Source organism: Ferdinandcohnia sp. QZ13, assembly GCF_031324165.1.
In the GTDB taxonomy this organism is placed as follows: domain Bacteria; phylum Bacillota; class Bacilli; order Bacillales; family Bacillaceae_L; genus Ferdinandcohnia.
Genome location: NZ_JAVIVW010000015.1, coordinates 1,931,747 through 1,957,348, shown reverse-complemented (window position 1 = coordinate 1,957,348; position 25,602 = coordinate 1,931,747). Strand labels below are relative to the sequence as shown.

Sequence of the window (25,602 nt, the reverse complement as noted above, 5' to 3'; positions counted from 1 at the left end):
TTTAGGGTTAGGTCATGATTTACATAAAATATGGGTAAAATTGAATATAAAAAGAACTTTGAGAAGGAGAAATGGCGGTATGGGGTATTATGATCAGGATTATGTAAATCAGAGATCAAAACGAAGAGGTCGTGGTGGCTGGTTTTTTTCAGCATTAATTGGGGCCATCATTGGTGCGTTGCTTGTTATTGTTTTATTACCGACGTTATCCAAGTATCATTTACTTCCATACGAGGAGAATGCTGCTCCCGAAGAGGTAAACGGACTAGATGATGTGGAGAAAAAAGCACCGGCAACAGGAGAGAGTGTCCAGCAGACAATTAATGTTAGCGTGACGTCTGAAATCACCAATGCTGTGAATAAGGTAAATGAAGCAGTCGTGGGCATTGTTAATCTTCAACAAACCAATTTTTGGGCGGAGGAGGCTACTGCAGCAGGAACAGGCTCAGGAGTTGTCTATAAAAAGGGAAATGGAAAAGCATTTATTGTTACAAATCACCATGTCATTGAAGGAGCTTCAGATATAGAAGTTAGCTTAAGTGACGGCTCAAGGGTGAAGGGAAGATTACTTGGGAGTGACATTTGGACGGATTTGGCGGTCATTGAAATTGACGCGAGCCATGTAGAAAAGGTTGCTCAATTTGGGAACTCCGATACTATTAATCTGGGGGAGCCGGTCATTGCTATTGGAAACCCATTGGGACTTGAATTTTCCGGGTCCGTTACTCAAGGCATTATTTCTGGCTTAAATCGGACGATTCCGGTTGATATTAATCAGGATGGAGTGCCAGATTGGAATGCCGATGTCATGCAAACAGATGCTGCAATTAATCCAGGGAATAGTGGAGGAGCGCTTGTGAACATCAAGGGCGAAGTCATCGGCATCAATTCGATGAAAATCGCACAGGAAGCGGTTGAAGGAATTGGTCTATCGATTCCCATTACAAGTGCAAAGCCCATTATTGAGGATCTTGAACTATATGGAGAGGTGAAACGCCCATTTATGGGAGTGGGACAGCTTAGGTCACTAAGTGAGATTTCCTCCTACCATCGTGCACAAACCTTACATCTACCGAATGACGTAACAGAAGGAGTAGCTGTTTTAGAGGTATTACGAAATACACCGGCATCTCAAGCGGGATTACGCGAGCTAGATGTTATTGTAGAACTAGATGGTGAAAAAATTATATCAGTGGTAGAACTAAGAAAGCATTTATATAAAAGATCGGTAGGAGACAAAATGGAGGTCACCTTCTATCGAGCGGGCGAAAAGCAAAAGGCGACCATTCAATTAGCAAGAGAATCCATGTAGTGTCAAAAACAGGGGAGTGAGAATTCGCCTGTTTTTTTGTGGACAAAATAATGTGCTAAAATGGGTAAGATAGGAACATGTGAATAAGAAAAAATAAACAGAAAAAGTTATACCCATAATTCCCAAGTGGTTGTGGGTAAGATAGATGGAGGAAGAAAAAATGATTAAATGTTGTGAAGAGCATATCGAATTAGCGTTGGATATCGTGGTGGATGAACATGAGGTTGCACCAATTATGACGAAAATTGAAGATGAAAACTTATCAACAACCTGTGAATTTTGTCAAAATAAGGCGGTATATGTTGTGGGGAACTAATATTCCCATACAAGATGCGGATAGAAAATGTGGATATGTGGATAACTTCTGTGGATAGTTTGTTTGTAAAATGTGAGTGGGGTGGGGATAACTGTGAACATCACAATTGTGACAATTGGAAAGTTAAAAGAAAAATATTTGATCCAAGGGATCAATGAATACTTAAAACGATTAACAGCTTATGCAAAAGTGGAAATCGTGGAACTTGCTGATGAAAAGGCACCGGAAAATTTAAGTGAGACTGAAATGGAGCAGGTGAAGCAAAAAGAGGGAGAGCGGATTCTAGCAAAGCTATCAGATGACACCCATGTGATTGCATTAGCGATTGAAGGGAAAATGAAATCATCCGAGCAGCTAGCAGCGGATATTGATAACCTAGCAACCTATGGAAAAAGCAAAATTGCCTTCGTGATTGGAGGTTCTCTAGGATTAAGCAAGGATGTCATAAAGCGAGCGAATGATACATTGTCATTTTCAAAAATGACTTTTCCGCATCAGTTGATGAGGTTGATATTGGTGGAGCAGGTGTATCGGGCTTTCAGGATTATTAGGGGAGAACCGTACCATAAGTAAATGAGGTTTTCTATGTAATGGTGATTTTATGTTGAAAGTGAGTTAATTAGCTATAATGTGAAAGCCTAACTTCGTTTAGTTAGGCTTTTTTCATTGTATAATTGAATTAATTAACAGTTTGTCAAAGGGGGATATTATTGAAGTATCTAAGAACTATGAACCATGATTTATATGGTATAAAGAAATTGCTTTTGTTTAGTAATGACAATAATTATTCTAGTGTGGCTGTACATTCACTTTTTCGTGATAGTTGTTTAATGCTATATGAAATAATAAAGGTCCTAAGAAATGACGGAGTATTAAAGGGAGATATTCCTATTTATAAAAAAATCGAACCTATTCGTCACAAAGTTAAATCTAGTCAGGGAAAGAATAACAGAGATATTTTAAATAATATACTTAATGTTCATTTTAACTTATTTGGTGAAGATATTGATAACTTAGGATTTTATTTAGATCAAGGCGAGCTTGTAGGAAGTACAATATACGTTACTTATGTGTTAGACAATACGCCATTTTTTAATTCTATTAATTCTGGACAGATAATAAAAGGGTTCTCTGAAGAAATTGGACAAAATATTGCTGATATTATTAATACTATTCAACAGCCACTTTTAATACCTTCGAAAAATATATTGTGTACTAATGAGCCAGACTATGATTTGAAAGATGTTTGGCACAAAAGGTTTTTCACTGAAGATATAACATTAAATGTTTGTTTAATGAGATTATTAATAATACAAAATGAAATTTCCAGCTGCTTATGGATTGAAAAACACCTTGATTATAATGTAAAAGAGTTTAGTTTAGAAAAGTATTTACTTTTAAGATTATCATCAATTAAATTTTATCAAACAATGGAAAATTTAATTGATATTAAAGATAGAGCTCCTCAATATTACTCTTCTTTAGGATTAAATGATTTGGATATAATTTTAGTACAATATAAAAATTACTTAAGAAAGGAGTGTAAAATTCTAAGAAATTTATTGCACTATAGTAATAATCAAATTAATTTCTTTGAATATGTAACAGAGAATATTGAGAAAAACAATGTATACGTAGATAATTTACTGCAAACTGTATTGCTAGAGTTTTTTCCAAAGATTAAAAGTGAAATATCCAAATCATTAAATATATCTTCTATTGAAAGTATGAGTGATTGGGAAAAAATAAAAAGAAGAATATGGACAAAATTTAAATCTAGAAAAAAGTTATAAGGCATACTACAGAGTTGGAATACTTTTCCATAGCCCTAATTTAATAAATTATCTTCGTCTTTACATAGAATTACTCTAATAAATGGTTTTAAGATGGTATCGCGTTAATATGTACAAAGTTGTAGAATGATGTCTAACACAAGAAAGGGGCTACTTATGATTAAGCCAGATTGGGATATCTTTAAAGCAAAATTTAGCGAGAACCCACAAAATAACTTTGAATGGCTATGTTATCTTTTATTTTGCGTAGAATTCGGAAAAGAGTTTGGTATTTTTAGATATAAAAATCAATCAGGTATTGAGACCAATCCAGTATATGTAGATATGGAATTTATAGGATGGCAAGCGAAGTTTTATGAAACCACTTTGTCAATCCATAAAAGTGATCTAATTAAAACCTTAATAAAAAGTAAAAGGGACTATTCAAATTTAACAAAAATTATTTTTTATACAAATCAAGAGTGGGGACAGAGTCATAATCCTGAAAAACCTGAACAAAACGATCCCCAAGTAAAAGTTGATATTGAAAATAAGGCTAAAGAGCTTGATATCGAAATTGAATGGAGGACGGCTAGTTTCTTTGAATCACCATTTGTAGCTGTGAAAAATGAGTTAATTGTTGAACATTTCTTTAGTTTTGCAAAAAATATTGTTCAACTCTTAGCGGAAAAAAAAGCCCATACCGAGTCTATTTTAGAGGACATTCAAACATCCATCAACTTCAATGAGGAGAATATAGAAATAAGTAGAAATGTCCTTCTTGAAAGGATAAATAATGGTATTGAAAATGAACAAGTATTGATGGTAACTGGTGTAGGTGGAGTTGGAAAAACAGCGGTTATCAAAAGGCTATATGAAGATCTAAAAATAAATACTCCTTTTTATATTTTTAAGGCAAGTGAGTTCGAATTAAATAATGTAAATAACTTATTCGGCGAACATAGTTTGCATGATTTCATTAGAGCTCATCAAGAGGAAGAAAAAAAATTAGTCGTAATTGATTCAGGTGAAAAGTTATTAGATTTAGATGATACAGACCCATTCAAAAAATTTGTCTCCGCTCTAATAAAAAATGAATGGAAAATTATATTTACAGCAAGAAGCAATTACTTGTCTGACTTGGATTTGCAGTTTATTGACCAATATCAAGTTAAACCCATCAAATTTTATATTGAAATTTTAAATGTAGAAGAATTGATAGAATGCTCTCAAGCCTATAATTTTAACTTGCCAACCGACAAGAAACTGTTGGAGTTACTAAGAAACCCTTTTTATTTAAACGAATATTTAAAGTTCTATAATAATGACGAAGTTATTGACTATCAAATTTTTAAAGAGAAATTATGGAATATGTTGATAAAAAAATCCAAGCCAATCAGAGAGCAATGTTTTATGAGGATTGCTTTTCAAAGAGTATGTGAAGGGCAATTTTTTATTTCTCCTGATTGTAATGAATCGACCCTTAATTCCTTGGTGCATGATGGGATCCTCGGATATGAAACAGCGGGATACTTTATTACCCATGATATTTACGAAGAGTGGGCTTTAGAAAAGAAAATCGAATCTGAATTTATCAGACAAGAAAATTACCATGATTTTTTCAAGGAAATTGGGGAGTCTCTGCCCATTAGGCGAAGTTTTAGAAAATGGGTGTCTGATAAGCTTTTATCCGAGGATAATTCCTTTGAAAATTTTATAGAAGAAATCATTGAAGATGAAAGCATTCCTTATTTTTGGAAGGATGAAGTTTTGATATCAGTGTTACTGTCTGCTTACTCGGATTACTTTATTGATTTATTTGAGGAAAAGCTACTTGAGGATAACCAAAGATTATTAAAAAGAGTAACTTTTTTATTAAGAATAGCATGTAAAGAGGTTGATGAAGATTTACTTAAAGGGTTAGGATTCGATAAATATTCCATATCCGATATGCAGTATATATTTACGAAGCCAAAAGGAAAAGGCTGGGGAAGTATAATTGAACTAATTAACAAATATAAAGATGAATTTGGAGTGGAAAAACTAAACTTCATATTGCCGATAATAAATGAATGGAATAAAAAATTTAAAAGTGGAGTAACGACAAAGTTAGCAGCTTTAATTGCCCTAAAATATTACCAATTAATCGTTAAGGAAGACATTTACCTTTCAAAAGGAGAGGACATTGAAGATAAACTTATTCAAACAATTTTAAATGGAGCTGCTGAAATTAAGGAGGAACTTTCTACTGTTTTTGATGAGGTAATAATAAATGATTGGAGAAATTATAGAGATCCTTATTATAACTTAGTAAATACTATTTTATCGAAACTGGGCGAAAATCAGGAAGTTCTTAAGTCACTTCCTAATTATGTATTAAGACTGGCAGATTTATATTGGTTTAATCCTCAGGAAAAACGTCACCAATTTCATTATAGTCCTGGTGTCGAAGATGATTTCGGTATAAATGGGAATCAAGAAGATTATTATCCTCCAAGTGCATTCCAAACACCCGTTTATTGGTTGCTCCAATATTCATTTAAAGAAACGGTTGATTTCTTACTTAGCTTTGTAAATAAAACGGTTGAATGCTATGTAAAATCAGATATTGATAAATTCGAAGTTAAAGAAGTGGAAGTTGTTACAGAACACAAAAAAGTAAAACAATATATAAGTGAAAGACTTTGGAAAGCGTATAGAGGCACCTCGGTTACACCTGATGTTTTTCAATCGATTCATATGGCATTAGAAAAGTTCCTTCTTAAAACAGCAAAGAACATTGATTCTAAATTACTAGAAAGTAATCTTTTATACTTAATAAAAAACTCAAATTCTGCATCGGTAACTTCAATAGTGGTGAGCGTAGTTCTAGCCTACCCTGAGAAAACTTTTAATGTTGCCAAAGTTTTATTCCAAACAAAAGAATTTTTTCTTTATGACTCTAGCAGAATGTCAGAAGATAACTCTGCAATCAGTCTATTTTTGATTGGAAGTGGTTTGATACCTAAAAATAAAATTCATGAAGATGAGAGAATAAATTCTTGCAATGACAGTCATAGAAAAAAATCACTTGAGCAACTCGCTTTAATGTACCAATTTATTAAGGGTGAAGGTGTAACTGATGAGGAAGTAGAAGAAAGGCAAAAGGTAATATGGGCGATTTTTGACCAGTATTATAAGGAAATTACAGACAATACAAGTGAAGAGGATAAAATATGGAGACTTTTTCTTGCTCGAATGGATAGGAGAAAAATGAATCCTACTTTTGAAGAAGTCGATGAAGGATTTCAAATAAGTTTTAATCCAGAAATCGATCCTAGCTTGAAAGAATATAGTGATGCAGCACTTAAAGAAAGTTCTGAAGCAACAAAGTACCTTTCATTAAAACTGTGGGCTGAGTTTAAAGTCAAAAATGATGAAAAGTATAAAGATTATACTCAATATGAAGAGAATCCAAACCAAGCATTGCGGGAAGTTAAGGAGATTCTTGAAAACTTTAAAAAAAATGATGAGACTTTTCAGCTTTTCGAAGAGAAGATTCCTGCTCATGTTTGTACTGTTTTAGTCCGGGATTATTTTGAGGATCTTTCAAAACCTGATAAGGAATTATGTAAAGAAGTCATTTTAACAATTGCTTCTTCCTCTTTTAGACCGAATTATTTGTATCAGATATGGGACGGAGTTGAAGCTGCAATTTCTGTATTGCCCCTTATATTTGAGAAGTTTCCCGAAGAAAAAGAAAATATAAAAGTCATTTTGTTATTAACTTTATTCGATCCTCGTTCCATAGGAGCCTATGCTAAATTTTCAGATTACTCAGCGAATGCAATACTTAATCATTTGTGGGGCATTAGTTTCTCTGACGCACAATCCTTACTCCTTGGATTTCTATATTTAAAACCGAAATATGAAGCGATGCGAGAGGATATGAGACAAGAAAATTATAAACAAAATAAATACGAACTATATGAAAATGAATTAATCGAGAATTTTATCAGTGAGTATGAAAAAGATATAGAAAAGGTTATAAAAAATTCAATTACCTTAGATGATATAACAAATATACAAGATATAAATTTACGCATCTTAAGAACAGCATTTCAATTAATTCCTTTAAAGAGTATTGATAAGACCCATAAATTAATAACTCAAAACATCATAAATGCTTTTGCAGAAAAATTACTATCCGCTGATAGAGACAAAAAAGTTGATTACCAGGTTAGACATGATTTCTTAATGAAACTTTCTAGGGTAGTTTTAACTTCGCCAAGGGATGATGTCAATGTGTATTTAAACCCATTTATTGAGGGTTTTAATAACACTGAATCTATGGCAGATTTATTCAAAGAGTTCATCATTGCTGAGGATGCACTCAAAACTTATGAAAATTTTTGGTTGGTATGGGACTTGTTTTATGAAAAAGTCGCCGAGTTAAGCAAGGGTGAAAGTTACGGTTATTATAATCAAAACATCATTAAAAGTTATCTCTTTGCTCTGTCACCATGGAAAGAAAACGTTACGCAATGGCATGTGTTTAAAGATACGAAAAAAAGGTTTTTTAGTAAAGTGTCAAGAAATATTGGAAAATCTCCATCTGTTTTATATGCAATAGCAAAATTACTAAATGGAGTAGGGCAAAGTTATCTTTCTAATGGAATCAAGTGGATTTGTACAATTTTAACTGAGCATCAGAATATATGGATAGATCAGTTGGAAGTTAATACTATTTACCATTTAGAAAACATAATTAAAAGCTATATTTATAAGAATCGTGAAAAGTTAAAAAGAGAAACAAAATTAAAACAAGAAGTTCTTGTCATATTAGACTTTTTAGTGGAGAAAGGTTCAGTTGCTGGATATATGTTAAGAGAGAGCATTTTATAGTAACTTGTAGTATTGCTAAAAAATAAATATAGTGAGAGCTTGAAAATTATTTTAGGTTCTCTCTTTTTATTTCTATTCTTAGTATCAATTGGTTACATAATGAAATTCAATATGTATAGAAAAAATTATTTAACAAAATAATTAACTAAGTAGCATATATGTTCCAAATATAAAAAGCACATCATTTTTTTATTTTACTTAATATCGACCTTCTTTAATCAATAGTGTTTTCTCATTTTGATTTATTACGGAGAACCGTACCATAAATAGAGGCAAGTTAAGGTTGTTTGAATTAGTTAAAACTGTATTAGAAAAAATATACATAATAAATTGACAGCCCCCTGGGACTCTTAAACTGGTCTTAGGGGGCTTAATTTTAACGATAAGATAAAAGTTTTCTGTTAGTTAATATTAAATATCTAGTGTTGAAATGTTATTAAGCATTTGTCGATACAGGGAAGTGTACCTGTTCCTCCCCTATATATTAAAGTTATGGGAAATACTGACACCCAAAAATAATCAAATCACATCATTCACATGAAATCCAACTTGTATATGGCTTGGTTTTATGAGGTTTGTGTATTCCCATGCTCCGCGACCGCCAATATAAAAGTCAATTTCAGGAAATTTTTTCGCAACAAGATCTAGATCTTGCAATAAATCTTCTGTTTCTTGAAAAGGAATGAGAGTTGAAGCAGAAAATAATACTTTCTCTGGTTGTAGATGGTTGATTAACCTTTCAATTGCTGTGAACTTAGGGGATGCAGAAATACGTGTCGTGCGCCAACCTTTCATCTTTATTTGTAATAATATAATTTGTAAAGGAATTTCATGTAATTCGCCTGGTAAGCAGAAACCTAGTACATGGGGAGCATCATCTATAATTTGAAAATGCCGATCAATCTCTGCTAGGTAATCTTTTACAAGGAGACTAGACACGCTTTCTTGACTTTCGTCCCATTCTTTCGTTTCCCATAGAACCCCTATTTTCTCCAAAAAAGGCTGCACCGTATTTTGTAAAAATAAAGCTAGTCCATATTGATGATGCGCTTTTTGAAGTATATGCATCATTCCCTCTTCATCATAAACCATTCCTCTATCAATAAGTTGCTCAACATACGGGCTTTGCTCAACCTGAGGTAATCGTTCCATTATACTCTCTAATTTTTTATTTTCTAAAATGATTTGAACAGCATTTTTTATTGAAACGTTTTGGTCACGTAATTTTTTCAATTCCATAAATGTAGTTACGTCGTCGGAAGAGTAGACGCGATAACCGTTAGCTAATCTTTCTGGTTTTATGATATGGTAGCGATTTTCCCATTTGCGAATCAGTTGTTCAGAAAGGCCAGTAATCTTAGCTACATCTTTAATGTATAATTTCGAATCCTTTTCCACGTTAATACCACCTTCATAAGCATCATATCATAACATTGTACAAAGTTCATCACCTTTTAATTAGATTTGTAAGATGATTTTACTTTTAATTTGATACAGAGAAAAAGTATCGATCTAGGTAAAACGTGGATGAAAGCCAAAAATACAAGGAAATAACCTTGATGAGCACAAAAATATATACTTGTTCTTAAATTTTATTCGAAACAAACATTGTACAAAAGAATAATATAAATGTATAATGTTTGTGAGATGGCAAGATGGAAACAACATGCCCTCCTTATTCAATTCGGAGGGCAATGTTCCAATGGTGCTTATAGGAAGCTTATGAATGAAGAGTTAGAAATAAACTACATACAGGTTTCTTGGTGATCAATGAATATACAAACGTTATACAAATGTACGTAATTTATAAAGAAAAAGAAAAGACAGAAATAACCTAGAGGAGTACAAATATGAAGAAAAAAGTAATTGTTATTGGAGCAGGTGTAGCAGGCTTAGCAAGTGCGATTCGTTTACAACATGCAGGGTATGAGGTGGAATTGTTTGAAAAGGAAGCATTACCTGGAGGGAAGATGCATCGCATTGAAAAGGACGGTTTTAAGTTTGATTTAGGACCGACCATTGTCATGATGCCGGAATTGTACAGAGAAATATTCGAATTATGCGGACGTGATCCTGATGATTATATTCCAATGCAGCAGCTCAATCCGATGTTTCAAGTTTATTTTAACGATGAAATGGATCGCCCATATAAAGGTTCATCTGATTTAACAAAAATGATGAATACCCTAGAAAGTATAAATCCTGATGATGCGCAAGGTTTCCTTGATTATTTACAGGAAATCTATAAACGTTTTATTGTTGCAAGGGATCATTTCATTCAACGACCATTCCGCAATTATAAAGACTTTTACAATCTATTTATGCTTAAACAAGCCTTGAAATTGAAAACCTTTGACAGTGCAGATCATTTCATCGGTAAATATATCAAAGATGAACGAATCAAAAACATGCTTAGTTTCCAAACGTTGTACATAGGTATTTCTCCATATAACGGGCCTTCCTTGTACTCGATTATACCAATGATTGAATTCATGTACGGGGTTTGGTTTATCAAGGGCGGAATGCACACTATGGCTACATCAATGGAAAAATTATTCTATGAACTTGGCGGGACGATTTATTACAATGCAAATGTTGAAAAAATCTCCATAGAATCGGGGCGTGCAGATGGTATTTATGTGAATGGGAAAAAGAAAAAAGCAGATTACGTTGTTTGTAATGCGGATTTTCCATACGCAATGAAGTACCTTGTACAAGATAAAAAGGCGAAAGGAAAATATACAGATGAAAAGATTGATGCACTGAAATATTCTTGTTCTTGCTTCCTTCTATATCTAGGAACTAATCGAAAATATGATGAAGTCGAAGAAGTGCATAACTTTGTCTTTAAGAGTGATCTGGAAAAAAATATCAACGACATCTTCACAGGGGAAAAACTAGAAGAGGGTGCATTCTATATTCATATTCCATCTAAAGCTGACCCATCAATGGCACCTGAAGGGAAGGAAGGAATTTATGTCTTGCTCCCCGTGTCCGAGCTTTCAACAGCAAAGTACGAATGGAACAAGGAAACAATTCAATATTACCGCGATTATTTAATTCGAGAAATGAAAAAAATAAAGGGTTTTGAAAATATCGATCAAGAGATTATCTCGGAATCTTATATAACGCCAATAGATTTCAAAGAACGGTTTAATGCGTATAATGGTGCGACATTCGGACTACAGCCAACACTGAAGCAAAGTAATCATATGAGGCCGCAAAGTAAAGCAACCCATTGTGAAAACTTGTACTTCACTGGTAGCAGCACACATCCGGGAGCAGGTGTGCCTATAGTACTTCTGTCCGCAAAAATAGCTACCCAGGAATTAATATCAGATGACCAGGGAATTCTATTTGACTATTAAACTATTAAAGGAAGGGAGAATCATATGTTGCAGCATCAGTTAAAAGCAGATTTTCAATACTGTGAAAACATGATTAAAAAACATTCAAAAAGCTTTTATTATGCATTTTCAGGCCTTCCAGCTGAAAAGAGCTATGCTGTCTACGCCATTTATGCGTTTTGTAGGATTGCCGATGATAGTGTGGACGAAAACCATACGACTGCAGCTAAAAAGACAGCTTTAAAACAATTACGCAATGAACTTGATTCATTTAGCCGTCAGGAAGAGCCTGATTACCCACTGTGGCGAGCATTACGACATGTATTTAATACTTTTGAAATGGATATCCAACCATTTTATGATCAACTTATTGGGCAAGAGATGGACATTTATTTCTCATCTCCAAAAACATTGCAAGAGTTGGAACAGTATAGCTATTATGTTGCTGGCTCTGTCGGGTTAATGCTTCTCCCTATTATAGCCTCAGAGAAACAGCAAGAACTCAGACAAGCTGCTATTGATCTCGGTGTTGCCATGCAAATCACTAACATATTACGTGATATAGGAGAAGATTATTATGAAAAGAATCGAATCTATCTTCCTGTAACGGAGCAATTACGTTTTGGCTATGGGGAAGAAAAGTTGGTTGATGGGATAATTGATGATTCATTTATCACTCTCTGGGAACATTTAGCAATACGAGCTGAAAACTTATATAATGCTTTCACAGAACATCTTGCTAAGTTTGATAACGATAGTAGATTGCCAGTAGCGGCGTCTGCGAATGTTTACCGAGGTATTTTAGATGTTATTCGGGAAAATAACTATGACTGCTTATCGAAAAGGAATTTCGTTGCCCAAGAGCGACTGGAGCAGATTAGAGCTTAGAGAAAGAGAAAAGCAGAGGAGGTTACAAGATGTCCAATAAGAAACAAGTGATTGTAATAGGCGGTGGTCTTGGTGGACTATCTGCAGCGATATCACTTCAGCAACATGGATATGATGTTACGTTATATGAACAAAATAATCATCTCGGCGGGAAGGTGAATCGTTTAGAGCAGGATGGATTTGGCTTTGATTTAGGACCTTCCATCCTCACCATGCCTCATATATTCGAAACCTTATTCCAACAAAGTGGAAAGCGAATGACCGATTATGTACAGTTTCAACGATTGAATCACCAGTGGCGTTCATTCTTTCCTAACGGCAGTGTGCTTGATTTACATGAGGGTCTACAGGAAATGGAAGAGCGAAATCCATCCTTGACTAGCAAGGATATCAAAGAATATAAGAAGTTATTGAAATATGCGAAGGAACTATATGACATAACAGAACAAGGTTATTTTAAGCGAGGATTTGATAATTCAAAGGAAGTTATGAAGTACCATGGTGTCTATCAATCGATGCGTAAATTCGATTTATCCTCAACGATGTTTGATGCCATCAATCAGAGAATCAGTCATCCACAACTTCGAGATATGCTGAGTTATATCGTGAAATATGTTGGATCCTCTGCTTATCATGCACCTGCGGTTCTCAATATGATGATTTATATGCAGCATTCACAGGGGATTTTCTATGTGCCTGGCGGTATGCATCATCTAGCAAATGCCTTGGTAAAACTAGCGGAAGAATTAGGTGTTACTTTCCACCTCGGGAAAAAAATTGTGAAGTTGGATAAATCAAAGCAAAAAATTACAGCTGCATATGTAGATGATGGAACGAAACTAACTGCTGATTACTTCATCTCTAATATGGAGGTTATTCCGACATATAAACAATTAATCCAGGAAAAACCATCCTATATTGATAAACTAAATAAAAAATTCGAACCTGCAAGCTCTGGCCTAGTGTTGCACGTAGGGGTAAGAAATAATTACCCTCAACTTGCTCATCATAATTTTTTCTTTTCTAGAAATATGAAGCAGCAAATGGATTCGATTTTTAAAAAGCATAAACTTCCGGATGATCCGGTTATTTATTTGGTGAATGTGAACAAAACAGATGCGAAACAAGCGCCTGCTGGTCATGAGAATCTTAAAATACTTCCTCATATTCCTTATATCCAAAAAAATCATTTGACTCGACAAGAATATACGGAATTTGCCGAGAAGGTGTTAATTAAATTAGAAAATATGGGATTAGAACGGCTCAGGGAGAGTATTGTCACAAGGAATATGTGGACTCCACATGATATTGAACGCACTTATTTATCAGACCGAGGGGCGATTTATGGTACGGTTTCGGACAAAAAGGTGAATAAAGGGTTTAAGCACCCGAAACAAAGTGAACTCTATCGTAATTTGTATTTTGTCGGTGGTACTGTTAATCCAGGTGCTGGGATGCCAATGGTAACGCTTAGTGGACAACAAGTGGCCAAGAAGGTTTTAGAAAGTGATAAGCGAAATGGATAAGAAAGTCATTTCTATTGAAAAAAGAAAACAATTATTACTGCGATTAAAACGAATGTTAATGAAAAATGAAGGGGCACTTTTACAAGCATTGCAGGCAGACTTGGGAAAACCACAAATGGAAGGCTACACCTCGGAAATAGCTGTTCTATTAAATGAAATTGATTTTACGCTTAGACAATTACATAAATGGGTAAAGCCAGAGAAGAAATATGAAATAAAGATCGGATATTTCGCCAAAATAACTAAACGCCCCGTGCCATATGGTAGAGTGCTCATCATTAGTCCATGGAATTATCCCTTGCAATTAGCTCTTTTACCTGTAATTAATGCCATTGCTGCTGGGAATATCTGTGTCATCAAGCCATCCGAATATGCTCCTGTAACTAATAAATTATTGAAGAAACTCATTCACTCCCATTTTACGGAGAAGGAGATTTGTGTGGTTACAGGAGGTGCAGCTGTTGCACAGAGATTGATTGCTCGTGGTTTCGATTTAATCATCTTTACAGGAAGTCATGAAGTTGGACAGAAAGTGTACGAACAAGCAGCTGCAAAACTTACTCCTACCATAATGGAATTAGGCGGAAAAAATGCATGTATCATAGATGAAACAGCTTTTAAAGAGGTGCATATTCGAGAAATTGTTTGGGGGAAATTTTTTAATGCCGGTCAAACATGCATTGCCCCTGACACCCTCTATGTTCCTGAGTCGATTTATACCAAAGTAGTTGAGATGGTGGTGCGAACAATCCTTAATTTTTATGGTGAAGAACCTGACGAGTGTTCTGATTTTGCCACAATAGGGCATGATGTTCACTTTAAGCGTGTAAGGGAATTTTTATCACAAGGTACTATAGTGCATGGTGGCAAGGTTGATGCGTCTCGGCGGTCTATATCCCCGACGGTATTAACAGATATAGATGAATCCAGTGAAATTATGAAGAAAGAAATATTTGGGCCGCTTCTACCGATTATACCCTACTCTAGTTTGGAATCGTTACTCGCTTCTGATCTTCTTCAAAAAGATGCGCTTACAACATATCTGTTCACTAAAAAAATGGACCAAATACAATTGCTTCGTCAGAATTTAAAGGGAATGGTCAGTGTCAATAAGGTGATCCATCATGCAGGAAGCAGTCAAGTTGCCTTTGGTGGAATTGGGCGGAGCGGCTTTGGTGCCTATCATGGAGAAGCGGGATTTTCCGCTTGCAGCTATCAGCAAACAGATTATAGAGCGTTTAACTATAAATACTTAAGAAAGAAGTATCCACCTTATTATGATCATGCATTTGTATGGGTGAGAAGGTTACGTAGGTGGATATTTTAGTGGAAGGAACGTGAGAAATGGAAGCGTTGTATATTATCGTGCAAATACTTTCCTTAATAGGCTTATTTGCTGGACTGATTATGTTTTGGTCTGCTATCCATCCACAAAAACAACAGAAAGAACAATCATTCCCTCTATTGTCGATTATTATACCAGCTAGAAATGAAGCACATCGTTTGCCCTCATTGTTAACATCTCTACAAGCACAAAAATGGAAGCATTTTGATGTGATTGTTGTTGACGATGGTTCCGTTGATCATACGTATGAAATTGCAACTACATATGGGGCAAAGGCTGTAAAAAGTAACCCAATAGGCGAGATGAATCCGGGTAAATCTAATGCCTGTGCTTATGGAGCACGTCATGCAAAAGGAGAATGGTTGCTTTTTTTAGATGCGGATGTCCAGCTTGCAGATCAAGATAGCTTGTCAATGATACTCTCTACTTTTAATAAACAAGATGGGAAAGGCATCTTATCCATTCAACCATATCATCGCATAATTAAGCCATACGAAAATCTGTCCGTAATATTTAATATTATTGTTTTAACAGGAATGAATGTATTTACCATTTGGAAAGAAAAATTCAAAACAGCAGGGTCATTTGGTCCTTGCATTCTTTGTGATAAGGAGAGCTACCTAGCAACAGGAGGACATGAAGCTGCAGAAGAATCTATTATGGACGACTTCGCACTGAGTGATGTTTTTTTAGAAAAAGACTTAGCTGTCACTAATTATGTGGGTAGAGGAATAATAAACATACGAATGTATGGAGAAGGATGGGAGCAATTAATTGAAGGGTGGACAAAAAACCTAGCTATAGCATCTCAATCTACTCATAGAGTGGTTATGTTGCTGATTCAATTATGGATATTCGGTGTTATCATGGCAGTTGGTGCCCTGATAGTTGCTTTTCTAACTGAATCATATTTGGCAATCGGATGTAGTGTCATATGCTATTTAATTTATGGGGCTCATGTTTATTTTCTAGCTAGAAGAGCAGGCAATTTCCGAATTAGTGTTCTATTTTTTTACCCACTTTTTGTTCTGTTTTTTACAGCTATTTTTCTATATTCATTATATCGTACACATGTCTTACATTCAGTAATGTGGAAGGGTAGAAAGATAAAAGTGTAAATGGGGGGAAATTATGAAGGTTTCAGACGCAGTTTGTCTTCTTGTTGTTAATATAGTGGGGTGGTTTATCCTCCATTTTGCGATTTCAGCTATATGCTTTAAAATTCCTTTACGTTATCTTCTAAAAGATATAGCGTTTTTTCGAATCGCTAGTTGGGAGGGGAATGGAAGGATATGGAACCGTCTGTTTTTAGTGAAGAAATGGAAAAGGTACTTAATAGATGGGTCTTACATTGTGAAAAAAAGTTTCAATAAAAGCCATTTACATGGAACGAAACATGAGGATTTAATTATCTTTGCAGCCGAGACAAAAAGGGCTGAGCTCACCCATTGGTTATTAATGTTCCCAGCGCCATTTTTTTTCTTATGGAATCCATATTGGGCAGGGTGGATTATAATAGCCTATGCACTCCTTGCAAATATCCCATTTATCATCACGCAACGCTATAACAGAGGAAGAATTGAGTCTATTGTTAAGTAAATGAGGTTTTACTTAAGATTAAATATAGATGGCGAATTCCGCAATTGGCTAGGAAATGAAGAACAATTCTTTATAGAAAAGTTTGATAAAGCTCTTTCAACCAGTTAAGACTTCACGCTGAACCCATTTATTTAGGGGAGTACATTTCTTATCATAAATTAACCGATTGGTTTATATAAATAAATATGTTACACAAAAATTCCAATCCAATATGAAGAGGCTAGTCTTATATTCATGATACTAGGAGTGATTAGAATGAAGCCAATGATACATGTGGAGAATCTGGTTAAAACCTTTAAAGGGAATGTGCAAGCCGTAAAAGGGGTCTCATTCGATGTTGAAGAGGGTGAGTTTTTTTCTTTCCTTGGACCTAATGGCGCTGGTAAATCAACGACTATACAAATGATCACCACTTTATTAAAACCCACATCGGGCAGAGCTGAAATTGCAGGCTTCGATGTCATGAGTGAGCCGGAACATATACGGCGTGTGATTGGAGTGGCTTTACAAGAAACGGGAATTGACCCTCAGTTGACGGCTCGTGAACTCTTGGAGATTCAGGGGAGGTTATTTGGTTTTCAGTCAAGCGTGGCGAGGAAGAGAGCCGACGAATTATTAGAACTGGTAGGTTTAACTGAAGATGCCCATAGAAAATGTGGAAAGTATTCAGGTGGGATGCGTAGACGTCTAGACTTAGCATTAACTCTTGTTCAGCGCCCGAAGGTCTTATTTTTAGATGAACCTACGACAGGCCTTGACCCATATAACCGAAAACTCATCTGGGAAGAAATCCGTTCTCTAAATAAAGAAAAAGGCACGACGATTTTTTTGACAACTCAATATCTTGAGGAAGCGGATGAATTAGCAGATCGTATTTCGATTATCAACGAGGGGAAAATTGTTGCATCTGGTACTCAGGATAATTTAAAAGCATCTATTGGTAAAGATGTTATTGATTTGGTCTTCACAACTGAAGAAGAGGCTATGCGTGCGTCAAAATCGCTTGCACGATTAGCAGGTGATAAGAAACATACAGGGCCAGAACTCAGGTTGTTTGTGGAGAAAGGGACAACCAAATTGCCAGAAATTATTCGTCTATTAGATCAGGAGTCAATTACTCCTATTACCCTGAACGTGTCTCCTCCTTCTTTAGATGATGTCTTTTTAAACTTGACTGGTCATTCCATTCAATCTGAAAAATTAAAGAGAGAGGAGGCTTATGCATGAAAATATTTGTAAAGCACACATTGCTTTTTACTAATAGGAGTTTATTGAATACAATTCGTAACCCTTTCGCCTTCATTCCAAATATGGTGATTAGTCTCTTCTTTCTATTTGTATATCAAGCTGGACTAAGTGGGATTGCAGAACTTCCAGCATTTGGTGGTGCTAGTTATTTAGCGTTTATTTTGCCTGTAGCTATTGTTTCGGGAGCCATTGGAGGTGCAGGAGGTGCAGGACAGTCTCTTATTACAGATTTGGAAAACGGCTATTTTTCGAGATTATTATTGACCCCCGCATCACGTCTTGCTATTGTTTTAGGTCCCATTATTGCAGGGATGTTGCAACTTCTAGCTCAAACGATTCTCATACTCCTTATTGGGTTTTTAATGGGACTAAAAGTGGTAACAGGCTTCGGAGGAGTTGTCGTTGTACTTCTTCTCGCAGTGGGATGGGGTCTGGCTTTTGCGGGCTATTCCGTTGGATTTGCTCTTCGAACGAAAAATGCTCAAGCTGCACAGGCTGGAACGTTTATCTTCTTCCCATTGTTATTCCTTAGCACGACCTTTGTCCCATATGATCTCATTGAAGCAGGTTGGCTAAAAGTAGCTGCGTTAATTAATCCAACGACTTATGTCTTTGAAGGCATGCGTGCAGTCATGATTGATGGCTGGGGTGAAAGTGACATATGGAAGGCGTTTATTGTCATTGTTTTATTCTGTATTGCTACCATCAGTTTTGCTGCTGTTAGTGCTCGTCAGGCTGTGAGCAGAGGATAGGGTTATATATCAGTTGAAATGGAAGAAGATAACGACTCGGGTTGTTGTTTTTAGATGAAAAAGATTTGGAAGGTTCCTCAATTTTTCCGCCTTGAGTTTTTTGAAAAATTATAATTGGCTTGAGTGATATATTTTTAAAATTTTCTTTTGCAGTAACTTATGTTTTATATTAGGAATGATTGTGTCTTTTAAAGAAATTTTGCACCTAAGAAGGCCCGACTAGGATAGGAACCAGCCGGGCCTTTAGAAAACGAAAGGCAGGATTTATTTGAAAGTTTGATGTGATAGTACGTCCCTTGTTTCATCGTACTACCTGGTTGATACAATTGATTTTCTTTTATATAACAAGGAACCCATGATAAAGGCAATTCCACCCCATAGGAGCATGTTTCCAAAACCAAACCAAAGGGGGGCTGAAAGAATAGAAGTATTATAGACCATACTGTCTCTTAGACCGTCTGCAAAATAGGTGAGCGGAAGAATGTTTGATATAGGCTGCAGCCATTCGGGCATTGTTTCAATCGGAAAGAAAATCCCGCTTACAAACATCATCAGAAAGCTGATAATGTTCGCTACTCCCATATAGGCCTCATTTGTATTGCTAAAAGAAGAGATAAGATAACCAATTGCATTGAAGGAGAGGGCTCCCATTAAGAAAACCAGCAGTAAACTAGGGAAATTAATAAACAGATTAGCTCCGAATAGGAATACGCCTATTAAGGATAAGAGAAAGATTTGAATAATGCTAAATAACAGACGCATTACCATATCACTAAGGCCAAAGATACCCATTTTTGCCGGGGTCATCCGCAGCCTTTTTATTAACCCTTTTCTGCGCATGTCAACTAAGTCAACCATTCCGAATAAGCCACCTTGGGCAATCGACAAAGCAATCATTCCGGTTAAGAGAAAATCATTATACTTTAATTCCGGACTGCCTGAGGAAATGGTTTCAAATTGCTGCTCATAGGTTGGGGTTGCACCAACTGCTTGCAAGTTTGCCTGCTGAATGAATTTATCCAGGATACCTGATACGACTTGGGTTGAAACACTTTGTTCATTTTCTTTGTTTACGATCAGTTTAATCGAAGTTGCCTGTGCTGATTCTGGCAAGATGATGGCAGCATCGACTTCCTTCTCTTTTACTAAAGCTTTTGCTTTCTCTTCACTTACAGAACTAATTTCATTCGTTTCAATAATAGGGATTTTTTCTAATTGACTGGCCATCATAGTAGATATTTCATTTGAAGATTCATTAACAATAACAACTTTGGTGCTGAAATCGTCATTTGAACCACCACCAAAGATCGTCATAAAGATAACCATTAGAATAATTGGAAAAAAGATTCCCCAAAACCACGCTTGTTTTTCACGGAATGTTAATTTTAATTGTGCAAGGAACATTTGTTTAAATTGCTTGAAATTATTCATCTTAATCCCTCCACTCCTTACCGGTATAAGCGATAAAGACATCTTCAAGACTCATTTCATGAATCGAAACTTGTTCGACTTGATATTCCTTGTCTTTTGTAAATTTAAATAGGTCAAACAGTAAATCCTCGGGTTTAATTGTCCATAGCTTAAGTGCGGCATCTTCACGTTCCGTCCGTGTCACAGAATCAAGAGCTTTTGCAAAACGCTCTGCATCAAGAGCGGCTTTCTCTCCATCAAGGAAGGATAGTCGAACCTCTCTTTCATTTGTTAATTTTTCGATTAATCCGGTAGGGGAGTCCAAGGTTACGACCAACCCCTGGTCAACGATGCACACCCGGTCGCTAAGTTTTTCCGCCTCTTCCATGTAATGAGTGGTGAGAATAGTCGTTTTCCCTAATTTCTTAAGCTCAAGAATAATCTCCCAAACATTGCGTCGTGCCTGAGGATCCAGTCCAGTTGTTGGTTCATCCAAGAATACGACTTCAGGATCACTAATCATGGCAAGCCCGATTGCAAGGCGTTGCCGTTGACCACCAGATAATTTTTTGACTTGATTCTTACGGTGCTCGGTTAGATTAACTAATTTAAGAATTTCCTCTGTTGACCGCGACTTATCATAAAATGTAGCAAATAGATTCAAGTTTTCTTCAGGCGTCAATAAGTCAAACATGGCACTAGATTGTGGCTGAACACCAATTTTCTTTTTAATGGTTATTGCGTGCTTGTTCCAGTTCAATTCACCAAACTGTATTTCTCCATGATCCGGTGTAACCAAGCCTTCAATCATCTCAAGTGTTGTGGTTTTTCCTGCCCCATTTGGTCCGATGATGGTAAAAATCTCTCCTTCTTTTACAGAAAAGCTAATATCTTTAACGGCTTGAATGGAACCAAAGGATTTTTTTAAATTCCGAACCTCTAAAATATTCATAGTTACATCACCTTTCTTAAATGCCAGTGATTTTTGTAAAACTCTCAATTTCCAAAAATAATACCAAGTTATTTTTATGTTGTGGAATCTTTAAAGATTCATAAATTTTGAGGATACTCAGGTCAAGATTAGCAAATGGCTTTTTGAAAAACTGCCGCTTATACAGATAGGGAACTGGATCATAAGTAAATGAAGTTTTAAAAGAGGAGTCAAAAATTACAAAAAGAAGGGCGTTCTTGACGGGGAAAACTGTATAAAACAAAAAAATGGAGTTGTGACCCCATTTTTTCATCCCTTGTTTATCAAGGGGCGTTCTTGTAAGTATAAAGCGAGATCTGGACTGTTTCCTTCAACAATCTCCTTTACAATCAATTTCGAAAGCAATTGGCTGTAAACCGTGCCATTATCGCCAAAGGCAAATAGAAAATAGCTATTAGGATATTCTTCATATTTACCAATAATCGGAATGCCGTCTAAAATGCCTCCATAAAATGCAGTCAAGTAATATTCGGGCTGTACTCTAATATTTGGAAACAATTTATTAAACTCTTCAATTAGTTTATTCTTTTTGTGAATCAGTTTACTGTCGCGGTCATTAGGATAGGTGGTAGTATCATCAAGTCCGCCTATGATAATTCTGTTATCTCTAGTTGTACGCAGATATAAATAGGGACGTGCCGTTTCCCAGATAAGTGTCCGATTATACCATTCAGAGAGATTTTCAACTGGATTGGTGGTTACCGTATATGTACTTACAAAGGAAGCTTTTTTCTCCTTTTTAATTTCTATTCCTTCATAACCTGCTGCAAAAATAACATAGCGTGCTTGGATAGAACACTCATTCTTTGTAGAAACAATCATCTTTCCAAGTTCCTTATCATAACGGTGACCGTTCATTTCTGTATGTTCATATACACGGATTCCTTTTTTGGTGGAGTAATCCAACAAAGCATGGGTGAATCGGAAAGGGTTGATTTCTGCATCATCGTACGAATAAATAGCGGCATCTCTGCTAAAAGGATATCTTGCTTCAATATCTTCCTTTGTTAAAAAAGAAAGTTCACAATTATTCTGCTTTAAAAATTCATATTCTTTTTTTAGGCTTTCAACGTCTTCTGCACAGCTAGCAGAATAAAGAGTATCTCTTCTGTTGAATTCACAATCAATTGAGACATTTTTTGAGGATGCTTCAATGTCATTAATAGCCTCTTTTAATAGGTGTAAGTGCCTCTTTATGTAATTTTCTCCAAAGGTATTGATCAGATCTGTAAACATTTTTTCACCGGAGTATTGAATAAGAGCTGTATTCGTACTAGTACTGCCGCTGCCAATTTTTGATTTTTCAATTACAACCACATCTAAATTTGCATCAGCAAGATAATATGCACACTGTGCCCCGGAACTTCCACCTCCAATAATTAATACATCACAAGATAGGTCTTCTTCCAATGCTGGGTATGAGGGAGCATCAGGAAAAGTAACAGGCCAATAATATGTTCCAGATTGTAAATTCATTGATATCACCCCAAGTATAAAAAAGTATAAGGTTAATATACCCAAGCTTCTTTTTTACATGCCAAAATGACACTCGGACTTAAGGGTCTGCCGTATGGGAATGGACCGTTTTGGATTAAATATTGCTGTTAAAATTCTGGAAGGTACCCCAATTTTCCTGTTTTGCAAACTGTGGATACGTGGACATAAAGGTGATAATGATGGGAACTTGGTCTAAATGGGGAAATGTGTTGAAAAATACTCGATCGCCATAGCGAATTGCTGTTAATGCAAGTGGTAATTCACGTCTAAATATTTCATTTCGTTTTGCTGCTACTTTCTGGTTAAATTGTCCTTGATCTATATATAAATAAACACAATAATAAAAGGAACTTCCACTTAGCCTCCATTCGCCTAAGACCTCATCTCTCATTGAATTGATTTTATTCCAGGCATAATCAAATCCAATGGTTAAAAATAGGTCTCCTGTTAAATCAGAGTGTGTTAGTGTGTAACGTCTTGGTATAACAGGATGTGAAGAGGTCAAGCCATCCATATATTCAACAGATAATTTTTCAGGATAAAAAGTACTCAAGTAATCAACTCCCATCTTTTTTAATAGATATATGTCTTAATCCTAAAAAGATTTAAGTTTTTTGTCATTATAAACAAAAAGTAGCTCTACGCATAGGGGAGAGCTACTTTTTAGTTCCGAAACAAAGATGGTTATGAAAGGAAAGTTTCCTTTTTATCACCCCTCTGATTGAAGTACAGGATCCATTCTCTCTTCGAATGAAACTTGCGGCTTTTTCACATGTCTCTCGATTGCAGTGGAAAGGACACCATCCGTCATTTTATAAACTTTGTCACAATAACTTACGAGCCGAATATCGTGGGTTACCACAATAGTCGTTGTATTTTTCTGCTTTGTTACCTCTTTTAATAGACCCATAACTTCATAGGCTCGGTCAGAGTCGAGGGAGGCTGTAGGTTCATCAGCCAAAATGATTGAAGGATTGCTATACAAAGCCTTCGCGATAGCTACACGCTGACGCTCTCCACCGGATAAGTCGGAGGGATATTTCAAGAGTAAGTCAGCAATACCTAAGTCTTCGTATAGTTGGTTTCGCTCCTGTTTTGTCATATTTCCTTTTTTCACTTTGTCCAACAGTTTCAATTGATTGGCTACGGTGAGAAAGGGAACTAAGTTGGACGCTTGTAAAACAAACCCGATTTCCTTAAGTCGAATTTGTGAGCGTGCTTTTTCGTTCAAAGCGGTTAGGTTTTGCCCATTGATGATGACATCACCTGAAGTAGGTGATAATAATCCTCCAACAATAGTAAGAAAGGTACTTTTTCCAGATCCTGATGGTCCAATGATAGCAATCAATTCACCTCGGTTAGCATGAAAATCCGTTTCCTTTAAGGCTTCTACCATCTTATGACCACTACCAAAACTTTTCTTTACTTGATGTAACTTTAATACGGCCATGTTTATCCTCCTATCGCTTTCAGCGGATCAATTCGAACAATCGTCAAGACTGAGAAAACGGCACCGGCAGTTGCAACAATTATTAGGATTAGCCCATAAAATATCATTAAGGCGAGATCAAATGAAACAGGAACAGCTGCTGGTAAAAAGGCTCCTGAAAGGAGTGTTAAGACAAATCCGAGCAATGTCCCGATAAACGCTAAAATAAAGGTTTGTGCTATAACAGACCACGATAAATAAGAACTGGAAATACCTTGAGCTTTCATGACCCCGAACATACTGATCTTCTGCACGGTTAACACATACAAGAAAATGGCTACGATGATGGATGAAATCCCGAAGAGAAAGTAAATCATGAAATTTAAGGTGAGTTTCTGTTCCGTATAACCAGGTAAATTTTCAATGAATGATTGAATTTCAATGGTCTCCAGGTCAGTATTTTGGGTGAGATTTGTAATAGACTCATCCTGAACAACAATCCCGTTAATTTGGTTTACTTTCTGATCAGCTCCTTCACCAAATTTAATTTGGTGGAAGGTTTCAAGATCGGAATATAGAACAGGTGCAGCATTAAATCGAGCTTGATCTGTAAACCCAACGATGGTTAACAGTTGGTCACTGGAGGATAGGGATAATTGATCACCTAAATTGAATCCCATTTCTTTAAGAAAATCGTCGGCAATAACCTCATTGGTCCTTTCAAAAGGTTTTCCTTCTGTCACATCTGGCATCAGAAATTCTTCTTTTTTAATACCAAAGAGAGATATATTTTGCTTGTTTTCCCCGTTATTGGCAATCGCGTTTAGCTGACCAATTACAGCCGTTTTTTTCGCTTTAATGTCTTTAAGTTGATCGGTGGACATGAATGATTGGTATAAGCTTTTATCTGATTCCTCGGTTAGGATAATAGCGGTTGCATTCCATTTATCAACAGCTTCCCTATTTAGACTAGCGAGGCCAGTTGCAAGTCCAGAGAGAAAAAATACAAGATAAGAAACAAGCATTAAAATTCCTGTAATTAAGGTGAAGCGAAGTTTATTTTTTTTAATCTCCTGCCATGCTAAGAACACCATTTCACTCCCTTTCTAAAAACATATAAGATTTATATTTTATTTCATTATTAACTAAAACAACTCTCTTTGTCAAATGTTTGTATAATTATATTATATAAACATTATACATCAGTTGTGGTGTTTGATCATCAAGAAGGAGATCCTTCAACTTAAATGTTTGTACAATGTTATCTGGACAACATTGTACAAGCT

General features: G+C 35.8%; 20 protein-coding genes. 13 read left to right on the top strand and 7 right to left on the bottom strand.

The genetic code is table 11. The annotated features are described in order from the left end of the window. Positions 1–79 precede the first annotated feature (79 nt). From RGU12_RS23440 to avs4, 5 genes are all read left to right on the top strand, one after another. Positions 80–1,312, top strand: coding sequence for a S1C family serine protease (locus RGU12_RS23440; protein ID WP_309538214.1), 1,233 nt, complete (start codon positions 80–82; stop codon positions 1,310–1,312). 160 nt (positions 1,313–1,472) lie between these two features. Beyond that, positions 1,473–1,628 (top strand): CxxH/CxxC protein, encoded by a 156-nt coding sequence (locus tag RGU12_RS23435; RefSeq protein ID WP_010677398.1) that lies wholly within the window; start codon positions 1,473–1,475, stop codon positions 1,626–1,628. A gap of 93 nt (positions 1,629–1,721) precedes the next feature. Continuing rightward, positions 1,722–2,201, top strand: a complete 480-nt coding sequence (gene rlmH / locus RGU12_RS23430; protein ID WP_309538213.1) for a 23S rRNA (pseudouridine(1915)-N(3))-methyltransferase RlmH — start codon at positions 1,722–1,724, stop codon at positions 2,199–2,201. Between the two features lie 137 nt (positions 2,202–2,338). Next, positions 2,339–3,421: a hypothetical protein gene (locus RGU12_RS23425; RefSeq protein ID WP_309538212.1), complete on the top strand. Its 1,083-nt coding sequence runs from the start codon at positions 2,339–2,341 to the stop codon at positions 3,419–3,421. A gap of 156 nt (positions 3,422–3,577) precedes the next feature. Further along, positions 3,578–8,284 carry an AVAST type 4 anti-phage nuclease Avs4 gene (avs4, locus tag RGU12_RS23420; RefSeq protein WP_309538211.1) on the top strand — a complete coding sequence of 1,569 codons (4,707 nt, stop codon included), beginning with the start codon at positions 3,578–3,580 and terminating at the stop codon, positions 8,282–8,284. Positions 8,285–8,803: 519 nt separating this feature from the next. Here the strand turns inward: avs4 and RGU12_RS23415 are convergent. After that, positions 8,804–9,682: a MerR family transcriptional regulator gene (locus RGU12_RS23415; protein ID WP_309538210.1), complete on the bottom strand. Its 879-nt coding sequence runs from the start codon at positions 9,680–9,682 to the stop codon at positions 8,804–8,806. Positions 9,683–10,134: 452 nt separating this feature from the next. Here RGU12_RS23415 and RGU12_RS23410 point away from each other — a divergent pair, with 452 nt between their 5' ends. The 8 genes from RGU12_RS23410 (at position 10,135) to RGU12_RS23375 (ending at position 18,989) form a co-directional block, all read left to right on the top strand. After that, positions 10,135–11,652: a phytoene desaturase family protein gene (locus RGU12_RS23410; RefSeq protein WP_309538209.1), complete on the top strand. Its 1,518-nt coding sequence runs from the start codon at positions 10,135–10,137 to the stop codon at positions 11,650–11,652. Positions 11,653–11,676: 24 nt separating this feature from the next. Beyond that, the gene (locus tag RGU12_RS23405; protein WP_309538208.1) at positions 11,677–12,519 is read left to right on the top strand and encodes a phytoene/squalene synthase family protein; all 843 of its coding nucleotides are present in this window, start codon (positions 11,677–11,679) and stop codon (positions 12,517–12,519) included. Positions 12,520–12,548: 29 nt separating this feature from the next. Continuing rightward, positions 12,549–14,045: a phytoene desaturase family protein gene (locus tag RGU12_RS23400; protein ID WP_309538207.1), complete on the top strand. Its 1,497-nt coding sequence runs from the start codon at positions 12,549–12,551 to the stop codon at positions 14,043–14,045. Further along, positions 14,038–15,372: an aldehyde dehydrogenase family protein gene (locus RGU12_RS23395; protein WP_309538206.1), complete on the top strand. Its 1,335-nt coding sequence runs from the start codon at positions 14,038–14,040 to the stop codon at positions 15,370–15,372. Before RGU12_RS23400 ends, RGU12_RS23395 begins: the two co-directional genes overlap by 8 nt. A gap of 17 nt (positions 15,373–15,389) precedes the next feature. After that, complete coding sequence (locus tag RGU12_RS23390) at positions 15,390–16,508, top strand: glycosyltransferase family 2 protein (RefSeq protein WP_309538205.1); 1,119 nt, start codon at positions 15,390–15,392, stop codon at positions 16,506–16,508. A gap of 13 nt (positions 16,509–16,521) precedes the next feature. After that, the gene (locus RGU12_RS23385) at positions 16,522–16,989 is read left to right on the top strand and encodes a glycosyl-4,4'-diaponeurosporenoate acyltransferase CrtO family protein (protein ID WP_309538204.1); all 468 of its coding nucleotides are present in this window, start codon (positions 16,522–16,524) and stop codon (positions 16,987–16,989) included. 255 nt (positions 16,990–17,244) lie between these two features. Further along, positions 17,245–18,216, top strand: coding sequence for an ATP-binding cassette domain-containing protein (locus RGU12_RS23380; protein WP_309538203.1), 972 nt, complete (start codon positions 17,245–17,247; stop codon positions 18,214–18,216). Beyond that, a complete protein-coding gene (locus tag RGU12_RS23375; RefSeq protein ID WP_309538202.1) occupies positions 18,213–18,989 on the top strand; it encodes an ABC transporter permease in 777 nt (258 codons plus the stop codon). The genes RGU12_RS23380 and RGU12_RS23375 overlap by 4 nt, the downstream gene beginning before the upstream one ends. Positions 18,990–19,298: 309 nt before the next feature. Here RGU12_RS23375 and RGU12_RS23370 read toward each other — a convergent pair whose 3' ends face one another. The 6 genes from RGU12_RS23370 to RGU12_RS23345 form a co-directional block, all read right to left on the bottom strand. Further along, complete coding sequence (locus RGU12_RS23370; RefSeq protein WP_309538201.1) at positions 19,299–20,420, bottom strand: ABC transporter permease; 1,122 nt, start codon at positions 20,418–20,420, stop codon at positions 19,299–19,301. 1 nt (position 20,421) lies between these two features. Beyond that, positions 20,422–21,351 carry an ABC transporter ATP-binding protein gene (locus tag RGU12_RS23365; protein WP_309538200.1) on the bottom strand — a complete coding sequence of 310 codons (930 nt, stop codon included), beginning with the start codon at positions 21,349–21,351 and terminating at the stop codon, positions 20,422–20,424. 288 nt (positions 21,352–21,639) lie between these two features. Further along, complete coding sequence (locus tag RGU12_RS23360; RefSeq protein ID WP_309538199.1) at positions 21,640–22,866, bottom strand: NAD(P)/FAD-dependent oxidoreductase; 1,227 nt, start codon at positions 22,864–22,866, stop codon at positions 21,640–21,642. A gap of 115 nt (positions 22,867–22,981) precedes the next feature. Next, positions 22,982–23,440, bottom strand: a complete 459-nt coding sequence (locus RGU12_RS23355) for a staygreen family protein (protein WP_309538198.1) — start codon at positions 23,438–23,440, stop codon at positions 22,982–22,984. A gap of 156 nt (positions 23,441–23,596) precedes the next feature. Next, positions 23,597–24,337: an ABC transporter ATP-binding protein gene (locus tag RGU12_RS23350; RefSeq protein ID WP_309538197.1), complete on the bottom strand. Its 741-nt coding sequence runs from the start codon at positions 24,335–24,337 to the stop codon at positions 23,597–23,599. Positions 24,338–24,339: 2 nt separating this feature from the next. Then, the gene (locus RGU12_RS23345; RefSeq protein WP_309538196.1) at positions 24,340–25,407 is read right to left on the bottom strand and encodes an ABC transporter permease; all 1,068 of its coding nucleotides are present in this window, start codon (positions 25,405–25,407) and stop codon (positions 24,340–24,342) included. Between the last annotated feature and the right edge of the window lie 195 nt (positions 25,408–25,602).